This window comes from Microcoleus sp. Pol1C5 (assembly GCF_036701115.1).
In the GTDB taxonomy this organism is placed as follows: domain Bacteria; phylum Cyanobacteriota; class Cyanobacteriia; order Cyanobacteriales; family Microcoleaceae; genus Microcoleus.
Genome location: NZ_JAUBQE010000019.1, coordinates 18,832 through 32,029, shown reverse-complemented (window position 1 = coordinate 32,029; position 13,198 = coordinate 18,832). Strand labels below are relative to the sequence as shown.

Annotated in this window: 10 protein-coding genes; 3 read left to right on the top strand and 7 right to left on the bottom strand. The window is 43.5% G+C overall.

What is annotated here, in order from left to right:
- Nucleotides 1-63: 63 nt before the first annotated feature.
- Nucleotides 64-645, bottom strand: coding sequence for a fasciclin domain-containing protein (locus QUA23_RS12595; protein WP_333076341.1), 582 nt, complete (start codon nucleotides 643-645; stop codon nucleotides 64-66).
- 67 nt (nucleotides 646-712) lie between these two features.
- Here QUA23_RS12595 and QUA23_RS12590 point away from each other — a divergent pair, with 67 nt between their 5' ends.
- Nucleotides 713-3,247, top strand: coding sequence for a CHAT domain-containing tetratricopeptide repeat protein (locus tag QUA23_RS12590; protein ID WP_333076342.1), 2,535 nt, complete (start codon nucleotides 713-715; stop codon nucleotides 3,245-3,247).
- On the opposite strand, the gene QUA23_RS12585 is transcribed toward QUA23_RS12590, so the two are convergent.
- The 3 genes from QUA23_RS12585 to QUA23_RS12575 form a co-directional block, all read right to left on the bottom strand.
- Nucleotides 3,244-3,870, bottom strand: a complete 627-nt coding sequence (locus QUA23_RS12585; protein ID WP_333076343.1) for a hypothetical protein — start codon at nucleotides 3,868-3,870, stop codon at nucleotides 3,244-3,246. The genes QUA23_RS12590 and QUA23_RS12585 overlap by 4 nt on opposite strands.
- Before the next feature lie 279 nt (nucleotides 3,871-4,149).
- Complete coding sequence (locus QUA23_RS12580) at nucleotides 4,150-8,199, bottom strand: zinc-ribbon domain-containing protein (protein WP_333093875.1); 4,050 nt, start codon at nucleotides 8,197-8,199, stop codon at nucleotides 4,150-4,152.
- A 618-nt stretch (nucleotides 8,200-8,817) separates the two neighbouring features.
- The gene (locus QUA23_RS12575) at nucleotides 8,818-9,777 is read right to left on the bottom strand and encodes a cation diffusion facilitator family transporter (RefSeq protein WP_333076345.1); all 960 of its coding nucleotides are present in this window, start codon (nucleotides 9,775-9,777) and stop codon (nucleotides 8,818-8,820) included.
- Nucleotides 9,778-10,018: 241 nt separating this feature from the next.
- Here QUA23_RS12575 and QUA23_RS12570 point away from each other — a divergent pair, with 241 nt between their 5' ends.
- Nucleotides 10,019-10,366 carry a hypothetical protein gene (locus tag QUA23_RS12570; RefSeq protein WP_015174783.1) on the top strand — a complete coding sequence of 116 codons (348 nt, stop codon included), beginning with the start codon at nucleotides 10,019-10,021 and terminating at the stop codon, nucleotides 10,364-10,366.
- Nucleotides 10,367-10,492: 126 nt separating this feature from the next.
- Here the strand turns inward: QUA23_RS12570 and QUA23_RS12565 are convergent, their stop codons facing one another.
- From QUA23_RS12565 to mtnA, 3 genes are all read right to left on the bottom strand, one after another.
- Complete coding sequence (locus QUA23_RS12565) at nucleotides 10,493-11,350, bottom strand: rhodanese-like domain-containing protein (RefSeq protein WP_333076346.1); 858 nt, start codon at nucleotides 11,348-11,350, stop codon at nucleotides 10,493-10,495.
- A 3-nt stretch (nucleotides 11,351-11,353) separates the two neighbouring features.
- Nucleotides 11,354-11,794 (bottom strand): type IV pilin-like G/H family protein, encoded by a 441-nt coding sequence (locus QUA23_RS12560; RefSeq protein ID WP_333076347.1) that lies wholly within the window; start codon nucleotides 11,792-11,794, stop codon nucleotides 11,354-11,356.
- An 85-nt stretch (nucleotides 11,795-11,879) separates the two neighbouring features.
- A complete protein-coding gene (mtnA, locus tag QUA23_RS12555) occupies nucleotides 11,880-12,941 on the bottom strand; it encodes an S-methyl-5-thioribose-1-phosphate isomerase (protein WP_333076348.1) in 1,062 nt (353 codons plus the stop codon).
- 38 nt (nucleotides 12,942-12,979) lie between these two features.
- On the opposite strand from mtnA, the gene QUA23_RS12550 reads away from it, so the two are divergent.
- Nucleotides 12,980-13,123 carry a hypothetical protein gene (locus QUA23_RS12550; RefSeq protein ID WP_333064245.1) on the top strand — a complete coding sequence of 48 codons (144 nt, stop codon included), beginning with the start codon at nucleotides 12,980-12,982 and terminating at the stop codon, nucleotides 13,121-13,123.
- Nucleotides 13,124-13,198 lie beyond the last annotated feature (75 nt).

Below are 13,198 nucleotides of genomic sequence, written 5' to 3'. Positions count from 1 at the left end.
AGGGGTTTAAACCTTTGCCGGACTGTCGGACTACCGAAATGCCGGATCGCGCCAAAGTCCGTTTCATAAATCTGGGGGTAAAAGTAAATTATCTACCCGCACAATTACCCCGTTTTTAGCCTCAATAGACGGTTGAACTCCTTTAACATTATCATTCATAATCACTCCATCAGGTGCGACGCGAATTTTCACTGTGCCGCCTTCAACTGTTTTAATTTCCCCTTTATCCACATCTTCAGGAGTGACACTGCCAGCAATTAAATGATATTTCAAAACTCTCGCTAATTTCTCCTTGTTTTGCGGCTGGAGTAGCTGATTGTACACAGCGGCATTTTTACGAAAAGCTTGATTGGTAGGAGCGAAAATTGTTAAAGGACGACCTTCTTGTCTGAGCAGATCCGTCAAACCAGCAGCAGCCAACACAGAAGCAAGAGTTTGGAATTCGCTTTCTCTCTTGAGAGTATCTGCAATGTTGCCGCCCGATCGCTGGGGGGAGTCAAGTACGGAAGAGGGCTGAAAAGTGCTCTGGGATTCGCGGTTAGATTGCGCTAAGACGGGTAAAATCAAGAGACTGCTGAGGCCAAAAATTCCCGCTAGCACCGCCACCCGATCGCGCCATCCTTGAGAATTGTAAAATTTGCTCATAATTTATAAGTGAATTTACCGAAATAACCTACACTCATTATTATAATCCTAAGAATAGAAGCTGCTTGTGGCGATCGACTGCCAAACATTTTATACCCGATGCCTGTTTTTAGCGACTGCAACGCTGCTGCTGTGGGCGTCTCCATCTGGGCAGATATTTTTCTGTCCTCAAATCTCTCTGGCACAAACCCCAACAGTTCGCGAAACCAACAAATCGAAAGCAGAACAGCTTTATCAAACAGCTACCGAGCAATTAAATAAAGGTCAACTCCGCGCAGCTTTGAAAACATTCGAGCAGGTTTTGGCAAGTCTCAGGGAAATGAGCGCTCCGCAAGCAGAAGCAGCAACGCTCAACCAAATTGGTTTGGTTTACAACAATCTAGGCGAGTCGCAAAAAGCCCTCAATTACTATCAGCAAGCCCTGACAATTTTTCAACAGCACAAAGCTCGGAAAGAGCAAGGCACAACCCTGACAAACATAGCAGCAGTTTACCGCAATCTCGGTCAGTATCAAAAAGCTTTGGAATTTTACCAGCAAGCTTTGGCACTCCGCCGCGCAGTCCAAGATGCGCTCGGTGAAGCGATAACTCTCAATAACATGGCGGCCGTTTACGACAATCTCGGTCAGTATAAAAAATCTCTGGAGTTTTATCAGCAAGCTTTGGCAATTTTTGATAAAGTAAAGGACGGTAGAGGTAAAGGAACTACTCTCAATAATATTGGCTTGAATTACAGCAATCAAGGTGCATATACCGAAGCTTTATCTTACTACAAACAAGCGCTGGAGATTTTGGAAGCAGCGGGCGATCGCATGGGAGTAGGTCGAATTTTAACTAATATCGGTTTTGCTTACAGCAATCTCGCTGAATATCAAAAAGCTTTGGCATCTTTAGAACAAGCTTTGGCAATTCGGCGGGAAATCGGCGATCGCCCCGGAGAAGCTGTCACCCTCGATCGCATGGGAACTGTTCACCGCCAGCAAAAGTCCGATCGAACAGCGCTGCAATTCTACCAGCAAGCTTTAACCATTTTTCGGGAAGTAAATAACAGCCCAGGTGCCGGCTATACTCTCAGCAATATCGGCGCAACTTTGTTAAAAAGCGACCGCTTTGAGGAGGCAACCAAGAAATTAATGACCGCAGTGGAAGTTTGGGAATCCCTGCGGCCGGGATTGACTGACGAAAATAAAGTATCGCTGTTTGAAAAACAAGCTGAAACTTATGGTTTTTTGCAGCAGGCTTTGATTGCTCAAAACCAAATAGAAGTCGCTTTAGAAATTGCGGAAAGAGCCAGGGCGCGAGCATTTGCAGAGCTGTTGGCTTCTCGCCTGGAAACTGAGAATTCCGAACAATTAGCGGTGCAAAAACCGCCAAATTTAGCGCAAATCAGACGAATAGCTGCGGAGCAAAAAGCGACATTAATTGAATATTCAATTGTTGATGAAAAACTTTATGTCTGGGCGATAGCCCCAAGCGGCGATATTGCTTTCCGCCAAATTGATACCAGTAATTTAGATATTTCCCTGGCTGATGTGGCGAGGAATACGCTAGTAGCTGCTGCTACGGGCAGAAATCGCGGTTCTGCACCGGATGCCCGCGCCGCAGAAAGTGCAAATAATTCGGCAGCGGTTTCAACTCGAAGACTCAACCGCCGCCTGCATCAAACTTACAAATTATTGATAGAACCGCTCGCCAATATTTTGCCAAAAAATGAGGGCGACCGGGTAATTTTCATCCCTCAAGGCGTGCTGTTTTTAATTCCATTTGCAGCTTTACAAGATGCAGCGGGAAATTATATAATAGAAAAACATACTGTCTCAATTGCACCTTCAATTCAAGTATTGGATTTAACTCGCCAGCACCGGCAGCGGCTGCGCTCGCACCCGAGTTCGCAGTTATTGGTAGTCGGAAATCCGACAATGCCCAGCATTCGATCGAGCCCGGATGAGGCGCCGACACCTTTGAGTCCTTTGCCCGGGGCCGAACAGGAAGCGATCGCAATTGCGAGAATACTCCAAACGCAAGCTATTGTCGGCAAGGATGCTACAGAAAGGGCGATCGTGCAGAAGATGCCGCAAGCGAGAATCATTCATCTAGCGACTCACGGATTGCTCAACGAATTGCAAGATATGGATTTGGGAGTACCGGGGGCGATCGCGCTTGCACCCGATCGCACCCCCCCAACCAGGGCAACCACAGGGGGATTGCCCCTACATCAAGGGGGGGCTATGACTTCAACTACCGCCGATTCAGGGGGGGGTGCAGGTGACGGTTTGCTGACTTCTGGGGAGATTCTCAACCTGAAGCTGAACGCGGAATTGGTGGTACTGAGCGCTTGCAATACCGGTAGGGGAACGATTTCGGGAGATGGAGTGCGGGGGTTGTCGCGATCGTTTATTGCTGCGGGAGTTTCCAGTATTGTAGTATCGCTGTGGTTTGTGCCCGACGCACCGACAGCGGATTTGATGACAGAATTTTACCGTCAATTGCAGCAGAATTCCGATAAAGCGGCAGCCCTGCGGCAGGCAATGTTAGTGACGATGCGACGGCACCCTCAACCGAGCGATTGGGCGGCTTTTACCTTGATTGGGGAAGCGGATTAATTGCGATCGCGCATTTCAGCATTCAGGAGCAATTCGCACTCTTGAAACACGTAATTAATAGTGGCAAATAGTCGATTTAGGTCATCAATCAAGTAAGACTGTTTGTTTTTAGTAAAACTATGTGACTTCAGCTTGCCAAACTGCCATACTCGCCCATTCGAGACAATTCCAAATACTTCTTGATCTGGGTTTTCATTCAGTCGGTGTGCGGCAATCATTTCAGCCAAACACTGCGCCCATCCATTTTCAAAGTTATCTTGTTTCGCTTCAACTAACAGAAAGTAAGGTTGTTCAAAAACAACTTTTCCTAATAAAGAACGTTTAGCTAAAATATATTCTGGAAATCCCGAAAGATATTGATCATAGGTGAGAGATTGATGGCTCCACAAAACAAACCCGCTGTAATAGCGCTTCCAAACTTCTTTGATCACTGGATAAATCAAATTTTCACAAATGGCCAATTCAGAATTATCAACGACTCCTTCTCGCATTGTAAATTCTAAATCTTCTCGAAAATAGTCAGAGACATGAAACTCTGTTTCTACTATGAAATTCGATTCGGTGTAGGTGATTTGAAATTCTTTGAGGACTGAACTGACGGTTTTGTAAGCGCTGAATGGCATAGTTATTTCCTGTGAAAAACGACGCGAGTTTTACAGATTCGTACAACGTCATGAGCATCAATTTCTTTCCGGGGCGGGTTCGATCGCAATTGCTAATGTCATAGGCTCTACCAAGTTGCTACTTCTATATTAGCAAGCATCTGTTATAGTTCTAGATTACCGCAGTTTTTTCGTGAAAGTCGATCGCCCGTATGGCCCCATAAAGCTTGAAACTCAAGCGAAATTTGCAAATCCGCCCTCAAAATTCCGCGACAACGATTTGTTAGCCCGCTAGGCACACTAGAGTTGTACTGCAATTTGAGAGAGTTCAACCTCCTCTGATTTGATGGCTCTAAAATACTGAAATTTCCCTACTTCAGTATTTTCAATTATTCTAAAACCTGCTAGTTCAAGTCCCCTAATAAACCCTTGAATATCTTTCATGTGGGAAGTGACCTCATAAATCCAGAGCTGTCCATCAAGTTTGAGTGTACGGGCGGCTTCTCGAATATAATCAGCGATGTTTAAACCCATAAGTGACAGATTAAACATAGCAACGTCCAGACAGCTATCCTCCAAAGGCACACGAGCCATATCGCACTCAATAACCGAATCATTTATAGCAATAAAATCAAAGCTATGAACTATATGCTTACCAGCAAGAGCTTTAGCTATCAGCGCTTCGCCACAACCAAAATCAGCCACAACTAAATCAGATCGCCTCTGAAGCCATTTGATCGCTTCCTCATAAGGAATGATTGACCAGGTTTTTCGGGCTTCTTGATAAAGGGTATGATATTGCATCCACTCTTCTGGATTGCCTTGCAAACGTTTATAGGTAGTTTGACTGTAGCTGTTACTCCAACGGGCATTCATCCGGCTAAAATCACCGTACTGAAGATTCCGTCGCTGGACATCTACAGGATCAATATCTGGAAGTGGAACAAAGATTCTAGGGCGAATAATTGATTTTTGTTCACCTGTCTTCAATCGTTCTAACCACTGCCGTAGATCTCTAAATGCCTGAGATTCTGTTCTTAATTGTCCTTCAGGCATTACACCATCAACTGCAGCATCAGCAACCGTCTGTTTATTTTGCAGCCTAGCTAATCGCCCCTCATCCCAACTCCAGTGTTCTCCATCATCTAAACCATAAGTCACAGGCATAAGGATTGTGAGAGTATCGTGAACTTGTCCCTGACGATTTAAACGCCCTTCTAACTGCTCTAGTTCAGCACTTGTCCAGGGTGGAATATTCAAAATTAGGCGATCGCAAACTCGTTGAAATCCATCGACACCAGTAGCCATTGCACTACTAGCAATCAAAATGTCTGTAGAGCCATCAATAAAATTGTTACGGCCACTCTTATCTCCCCCCATGTGAAAACCGACAGTCCATCCTTCTCCCTCGATCGCCTCTTTTAACTGATCGACAATGCCCTCAACGTAATGAGTATAAACAATTGTTTTTGGTTGAAGTTCCTTCAAAATGGCTGGAATTCTGGCGCGGGTAAGAATTTGCTCCATTTTTAAAATAGATGTAGCTTTTTCCCGCATTTCATCAACCAAGTGAGTACAATCAACTGGAATCGAAACCCTGTTAATTTTGATTTGGGGCTTGACTCTGGAGCGAATTCCCAGAGTAACAAGCGCTTGATGCAAACGCATACAGTTGTTGAGTGTAGCTGTTTCACCTAAATCAGCTCGTTCTACACCTGTTACTAACTCAACTAAACTTTTCCCCTCTTTTAGGTTGTTAATTACAGGAGTTGCACTCATTCCAAGCACATTAAGATCCGGATTCTTCTCCGCTGCATTAGTAATTAGTGCAAGAACCATCTGTCGTCGTTTGGATGGATTATCACTACGATGTTTACAACGATGAATCTCATCTACAATGATAAGGTCAATTTTGTATCGTTCTAGCAGTTGTCGAATGTGAGTAGGTGTTGAGGGTTGCTGGAACATTTCATGATTCAGCAGAATGTAGTGATGTCCCTCCTCAATCTCTAACCAATGAGGATTGAAATTTTTTATTGTTACTCGACTATCTGGAAAAACGTGCTTGATTTCTCCATGCCAGTTAGGAATTGTGTCTAATGGACAGATAATGATCGAGAGATGAGCATCAATAATGCGGCTGCTAAGAATGCCACCTATCGTTTTACCTGTTCCTGTCAACGAAAGATTTAACATCCGCTTTCGATTGCGTAGCTGTACCGCCGCTAACTTCTGCATTAAGTTTGGAGGGGTAATTTTGCCATTAATGCGGAATGCCCAACCTGACGGAATTTGCATATCCCGCGCTTGGTTGTATTCGTCAAGAAATTGATCTCTCACCTGATGACCATAACCCTCATCGGTAAATGCTTCTACACCTTCAACAGCAGATTCATCCTCAAAAACTTCTGCCCAAATCCGATTAAGCCTAGAAGCAATAAAGAAATCAATCGCCTCTTGATCTGCTGAAGCAACAACTTGACTACTTAGAAATTCTAGGCTTTTCTGTACTTTTACTCTTGGCAGTTCATTAGATTTATCAAGTTGTTGTGGAGAATTACCATTTGTATCAAAAGTTTGAGATGTTTCATCAACAACTTTTAGTTCAGAATCTCCTTTTATATCCTCATCTAAGCTAATCTCAACGTCAGAGATTTTGATTTGCTTACCTTGAATTACATCTCGAAGTTTTTGCCCTGTCAGTTTACCCTTGATAATATCTTTGACGATCTTGAGTCCCTCAGTATTCGTTGTATCTAAAACACCTGATTGCTCAAATATTTTATATAGTTCAGCCTGAGTTAGGTTGGGAATATGAACTTCTAAACTAGCAACAAACTGACGGATAGCTTCTAAAGACCAGCCAAAACAACGAGCGCATCCACTATTCCCTTGACTCCAAGAAGATCTTGTAATACTATTTATCCGGGTTTTCCATTCATATCCATCTATAGGACATTTAAACCAAGCCTCTTGGTTAGATCCCTTAGTCAATGCTGTTGGATGTAAACCGAGTTGATGATTTTTTTCATAGTCCCAATACTGAGGAACATAATCGGGATAAATAGAAATCAAAGATGTAGTTTTAGTCGCAACCCAGCCCCGACACGCAGGACAGCCACTGTTGCCTCTTTTCCAAGATAATTTAATTTGAGAAAGAGGCGCAACCCACTCATAACAATCAATAGGACACTTAAAAAAAGCTTCTTTACTCGATCCAATTGTTAATTTCATGGGATCAAGTCCTAGTTCATTATTTGCGTCGTAAAACCAATACTTCACCACTTCATCAGGAAATTCAACTGCTATTGGCTCTCTACGGTGCCATTCACCACGCTTGCGCTCATCAGTTCCATTGCAAACTCGGCATCCGGGATTACCCTTTGACCATTGTTGATTGATTGTTAGGGAAATTTTTGTTTGCCATTCATTGCCATCATGGGGGCATTTAAGCCAAGCTTTTTTATTACTACCTAAAGAAAGGGTAACTGGATCTAAATCCAGTTCTTTGTTTTTTTCGTAATCCCAGTATTGACTAATCAGTTCAGGATAAACTTCTATTAAACTAGCCTGTTTTTCAGCCTTCTTTTTTCTACCTGCACACATTGGGCATCCACTTGTTCCATTATCTTTCCAGATGGCGACAATATCACCAACTTTCATTTTCCAAGAGTGTCCATCAAGAGGACATTTAAGCCATATATCCTGGAGTAAAGTTCTAGAAACAACATCTTCAGGCTTTAGATCTCCATTTTTATCATAGTCCCATAATTTTGCCACTCGTTCTGGATAGAGGACAGCCAAGCTTCTTGAATAGAGTTCTTTCTTTAACCGTTCTTCTTTCTCTTGTTCAGCAAGTGCTTTCACTCTCTCTTCAGCAAGTTTTTCTTTCTTGCGTTCTTCCAAATACTCATGGAATGCAGGATTAATATTCAGAACTTGCCTGACTCTTTCTCTGCTTAGTCCATGCTGATCACCTATCTCTTGATAACTGAGTCCTTGTTGGTAGAGAGCCAGAAACTGATTACTTTTCTCAAGTTTTGCCTCTCTAATTTTAGTTAATTTAGATGATTGTTTTTTGCTTTCACTTTCTGCTTTTGGTGAAAAATCTACTCCTCCATCATTATTCTGCCCTTGCCAAATTTGACAAACAGCCTGCCCTAAGTCGGTTAGAGAAACCTGATCATCTTTTAATTGGACAAGACCTCTATCCTGAAGATTGAGTAATGTGCTTTTGACAGAAGTAAATTTTTTGATGGGTTCAGAGGATAAATATAGCGATTGAAGAATGAGTTTCTGCATCCTACCAAACCCCTTTCTAGCCTCTCGGATATTGTACGCATCATCCATAGCTCAACCTGAATAATTAGAGGTGTCTATGTACTATTTTATAGATAAATGCGGAATATATGCCTAATATAGCCCAAAAACAAATCAGGAGATTTTAGACTAACGGGAGGTCATTGATCCGGGGCTGATGCGGTTGGTGATTTAGACTTGATTATGGGATGAAACTTACCAAAGTTAGATAGGTGAACTTACCGCCGACGGCATTCGTGACTTCCGCACGACCTATGGGCAGACCACAAGCCCTAGCAGTTTCCCCCTTTTTCAATTTACCGGAACCTTCCATAGCACATAGATCAACAATTGACCCGGAGGTGGTTGCGCGCTTTAGGTTCAGAAGTCGAAATTCTGCTACCTTGGGACTTGCGACAGAAAATGGCCGTAGAAATCCAAAAAACTCGGAACTTGTACCAATAGTCTCTTGCTCGATAATTATCAAAGTTATTGTGGAAAACTTGCTGATTTCTGTGGAAAACCCCCCTTTTCCTGTGGAAAACTAGCACTAAATTAAGTGCGATCGCTCTAATTCCTTTGATAGCATTTAAAAATTTGGAGGAATTGCGATCGCAAAAATCGCCTTCCTCCTTCATCCCTCAACCTGCTGTTTGCTGGGGATACAGCCTACATTTTTCCTCCTTCCTGCTTCTTCTTTCCTTCTTCCTTTTCTTCAGAATCGTAGCTAATTTGATCCGACTTGTAAGCTGGTGGCTCAACGTGAATTAAAATGCGTACAGGGCTGAAACGTTCTTCCAACCGGGCTTCTACTTCTTCTGTAATCCGGTGAGCAGTTTCTACATCGACAGCATCGACGATCGCGTGCATATCAATAAATACTTGACGCCCTACAACGCCACGGGAGGCGATCGAGTGACAGTTAACAACCCCCGGTACATCGATCGCGATCGCGTGAATAACCTCCGGTGCGATCGCCATTTCATCCACCAACCAAGGCAAATTTTCTGTTAAAACCTTCCAACCGCTGCTAAGCACCAAAACAGCCACAGGAAAAGACAAAAACACATCCAGGAATTGCAGTTGAGGTATATTCCAAACCTGCCCTTGCCAAACACCAATCAACCCGCCGATCACCATAATTGTCACCCAAACATCGCTCATAGTGTGCTGGGCGTCAGCCACCAAAATCGCGCTCCCAAGGCGTTTCCCAACTCTGCGCTCGTAAAAAGTGACAAAAATATTAATCCCCAGTACAATCAGCAAAATCCACAGTTCATTTGGGGATATTTTGACAACTTTACCCCCGTTAATCAGCCTTTCGACAGCACCGCTGAGAATTTCAAAACAGGCAATTCCCAGAAAAGCAGCAATTCCCAGAGCTCCGAGAGCATCAAATTTTTGGTGTCCGTAGGGATGATCGCGATCGGGCTGCGGATTTGCATAATGATTAGTTACCAATCCTAAAATATTATTAGCGCTGTCCGTGACGCTGTGCAAAGCATCTGCCAGCAAACTGAGGGAACCAGTCAGCCATCCCACGGCTGCTTTAATTGCCATCACCAGCAAATTGAGCAATAAAGTAATTATTAAAACCTTGCGGACTTCGGAACGGTTATCGGCAACCATAAAATCTCCTCGATCTGCCGTCAAGTTTTCTGGCTTCTAGTTTAAAGCTTATCAAGTCATAACAGGTTAAAACTCTTGCGGAATCTCGCTGGCGAGTAGATTTATATTCATTAATTTAGCCTAGCTTCTTGAGACAATTTTTAATTAATACCAGTTTTGCCTTCCAATTGAGCTGGAATGTACTTCTTTTGGGTTATTATATTTTTTATCATTAACAATCCTATGTTAAATTTCATTGCCCATGTCTCTTTCTCCGCTGACACTGAATTTAGTCGAAGGTTCTGTCTCGTTTAGCTTTTCCCCGCAAGCCGCGCGGGATTTGCAAAGCGAAATTGCAGCTTTGATGGAAAGCTTGAAAGCTGTAGCAGCCAAAACCGCTGGCGCTAAAGCTTCTCCCCAAAAACCGATGGAATATCGGTATGCAGGAGATGTCTTTTTGGAAGTTTTCTGCAACCCGAATATCTGGCCGACTCCTTTTGCTGCGAAAGTGCTGATTACGGTTAGGGACGATCGCGTGCGCGTGACCACCGAAGCCGAACTCAGCCGCCTGCGCGACGATCTCGCTCAGTATATCGAACAAGTCGGTTGAGAATCTCAACCTCGATCGTTTGTAGTTAATAGGTTGAATCTGAGTTTAGATACCATTCTCAAGAACAGGCTTTCCGGCCTGTTCCACAAACATTAAATTTTCTTGTGGGGAGTAGGGGTTGGGCTTCTAGCCCGCCCCTGAAAGGCTTATTGAAAGAGGATAATTACCTGCAGGCGACGCCGACCATTCCCACATTGAACCTGCATAATTCTTAGCATTAAATCCCACATTTGTCAAGACACAAGTCAACCATGCAGAACGAATTCCCCCAGTACAATAACTCACAATTTGAGTTGACTGCAAAACTCCTTTCTGCTGCAAAATAGCGACAATTTCCTCTCGACTCAGCAGTTGTCCCTGTTTGTCCATTAACTGTTTGTAGTAGAGGTGAACCGCACCGGGAATGTGGCCACCTCGCTTTTCTCCGTAAGGCGTTTTACCTCCATATTCTCGCGGCTCTCTGGCGTCGATAACTACTAAATTATCATTGCCTAAAATAGCTTTCAATTCATCCCGCTGAATTTCCCAATTCCAGCGGCGAGATATTACAAAATCTCCTGTTCTCGGTGGATTGTTTGCAGATTTCACTCGATTAATTCCAGCTTTAATTAAAGCCCGATATCCTCCATCCACAAAAACGGCTTTTTCGTGTCCCAAAGTCCGCAGCATCCAAACAATTCGACCCTCTTCGCCCCACCCTTTCACAGAATCGGCAACCACTATCACAGGTTTGTCTTGACAAATACCAATTGCTTGCAGTTTTTGAGTTAAAACTGTGTTATTTTCGATAATTTTTCCCTTGTGGGGAAAGTCCGATCGCGAAAATTCCTGCCAAGTTACGGGAATAGCTGGTGGGAGACGGCAAAACCACTTTAAAATAGGTACGCGAGCATCTAGTAAAGTAGCTTCTTGTTCCAGCAATTGCTTAGCTAAACCTGCATTTACTATCCAGCTATTTGCTAAATTACCCAGTAAATTATACATAATTTATTGAGTAACTTTGGCTGTATTAGCACCGCAGGCTAAAACCCCTTTGGTATTAGTTGGATTAGCTGGTTTAGTCTTGCCAGGAGCAACATTTAGACACAAGATTGTTTGGGTCTTGTTTCCCACCAAAAAGACTCCCCCCACAAAACTTTTGAGATTAGCTTGCTTCGATACTCCGTAGTTAAATACAGCACCTTTTTTCACCATGGCGATCGAGTAGCTATAATTGGCTGCGTCTGGTTTAATTTGGAAACCCATATAAACCAATAAATTGGAAACAGAACTTGTAAAACCGGCTTTTTCCGCATAGTAAACTTGCTGAGCTTTATTCATAGAATCCACAATTTTTTGGGCTTCTGATTCCTTAGCTTTAAGCGTTTGTGAAACTTGAGCTTCCGAGAATGGACTGAAAACAAATGGCAGAGTTAGAGCTGCGACCATGGCAACTTTGATCTGCCAGTTGCTGCTATAAATCCTGCTTAATTTCACAGATACCCGCTGGAATGAGCAGTTGAGAAACATATAATTAAACTAATTGTTTTGCCTGAAACTGTTTCAACGCCCCAGGAGCAACCGTGCCGTGTTCTGTGATTATTCCAGATATTAATTCCGCCGGAGTTACGTCAAAAGCGGGATTGTAAAATTCGACTCCCACAGGACAAATCCGCGTAGTTCCAACTTGATACATTTCAACTGGATCGCGTTCTTCAATGGGAATTTTGCTGCCATCGGAAAGTTCAAAATCAATTGTTGACAGAGGAGCGGCGACAAAAAACGGGACGTTGTGAGCTTTGGCAACAATTGCTAAACTGTAAGTGCCAATTTTATTGGCGGCGTCGCCGTTAGCAGCGATTCTGTCTGCACCAACAACTACTGCGTGAATCATGCCGAGTTTCATGCAGTGAGCGGCCATATTGTCGGCTATCAATGTCACGGGAATTCCTTCTTGTACGCATTCCCAAGTTGTCAGTTTTGCACCTTGGAGACGCGGCCTAGTTTCGTCTGCAAAAACTCTTCCGAGTCTTCCTTCTCGCCAAGCAGAACGAAATACACCTAAAGCAGTTCCGTAGCCGGCAGTTGCCAAAGCACCTGCATTGCAGTGAGTTAGTAAGTTCAATTTTTCCGGTGTAGCTGGCAGAACTTCTAAACCTTTGTCGCCGATATCTTTACAAGTTTGCAAGTCTTCGGCTTGAATGGTTTTAGCCATTTCTAACAAAGTTTTTTGCACTTGTTCGACAGAACCGCTAGTTCTCTCGGCTGTTTTGAGCATTCGCGATATTGCCCAAAACAAATTAACCGCAGTGGGACGAGTCGATCGCAATAACTCGCCAACTTGTTCTAGTTTAGTAAAAAACTCGGTGCGATCGCCCGTTTCAATTTCTCGCGCCCCCAAATACATCCCGTAGGCTGCTGCTACCCCGATCGCCGGAGCACCTCGGACTATCATAGTTTTAATCGCCTCAGCCATATCTTCGCAGCGGCTAATTTCGACTACACCGTATTCTTTCGGGAGTCGGTTTTGGTCAATTAGCAGAACTCTGTCTTCTATCCAAGTGACGGGGGAAACAGGGGAGTTTTGAGCGGTCATCTATTTCAATTATGTGAGGGACAAGTTTCTATGATGCCATGAAGGCGACTATTCCTCTATGTTATGAGGGACACGCTGAATTTGCCAAAATCCCAGCCCTGCGGTTTGAGATTCGAGACTGGAGATTTGAGATTGAAGAATGGCTGGATACCTACCACTCTCTGGGTTTGGAATTTGCGTAGAGTTGGATTCTTTTTCACAAAAGTGTACTTAGTAAAAAACCGTACATTAAGTTGTGTAAATGATACTTACGTTTT

Coding starts and splice junctions, on each gene's coding strand:
- mtnA (WP_333076348.1), bottom strand. CDS start 12,941: ATGACCGCTCAAAACTCCCCTGTTTCCCCCGTCACTTGGATAGAAGAC.
- QUA23_RS12565 (WP_333076346.1), bottom strand. CDS start 11,350: ATGTATAATTTACTGGGTAATTTAGCAAATAGCTGGATAGTAAATGCA.
- QUA23_RS12595 (WP_333076341.1), bottom strand. CDS start 645: ATGAGCAAATTTTACAATTCTCAAGGATGGCGCGATCGGGTGGCGGTG.
- QUA23_RS12580 (WP_333093875.1), bottom strand. CDS start 8,199: ATGGATGATGCGTACAATATCCGAGAGGCTAGAAAGGGGTTTGGTAGG.
- QUA23_RS12570 (WP_015174783.1), top strand. CDS start 10,019: ATGTCTCTTTCTCCGCTGACACTGAATTTAGTCGAAGGTTCTGTCTCG.
- QUA23_RS12560 (WP_333076347.1), bottom strand. CDS start 11,794: ATGGTCGCAGCTCTAACTCTGCCATTTGTTTTCAGTCCATTCTCGGAA.
- QUA23_RS12585 (WP_333076343.1), bottom strand. CDS start 3,870: ATGCCATTCAGCGCTTACAAAACCGTCAGTTCAGTCCTCAAAGAATTT.
- QUA23_RS12575 (WP_333076345.1), bottom strand. CDS start 9,777: ATGGTTGCCGATAACCGTTCCGAAGTCCGCAAGGTTTTAATAATTACT.
- QUA23_RS12550 (WP_333064245.1), top strand. CDS start 12,980: ATGAAGGCGACTATTCCTCTATGTTATGAGGGACACGCTGAATTTGCC.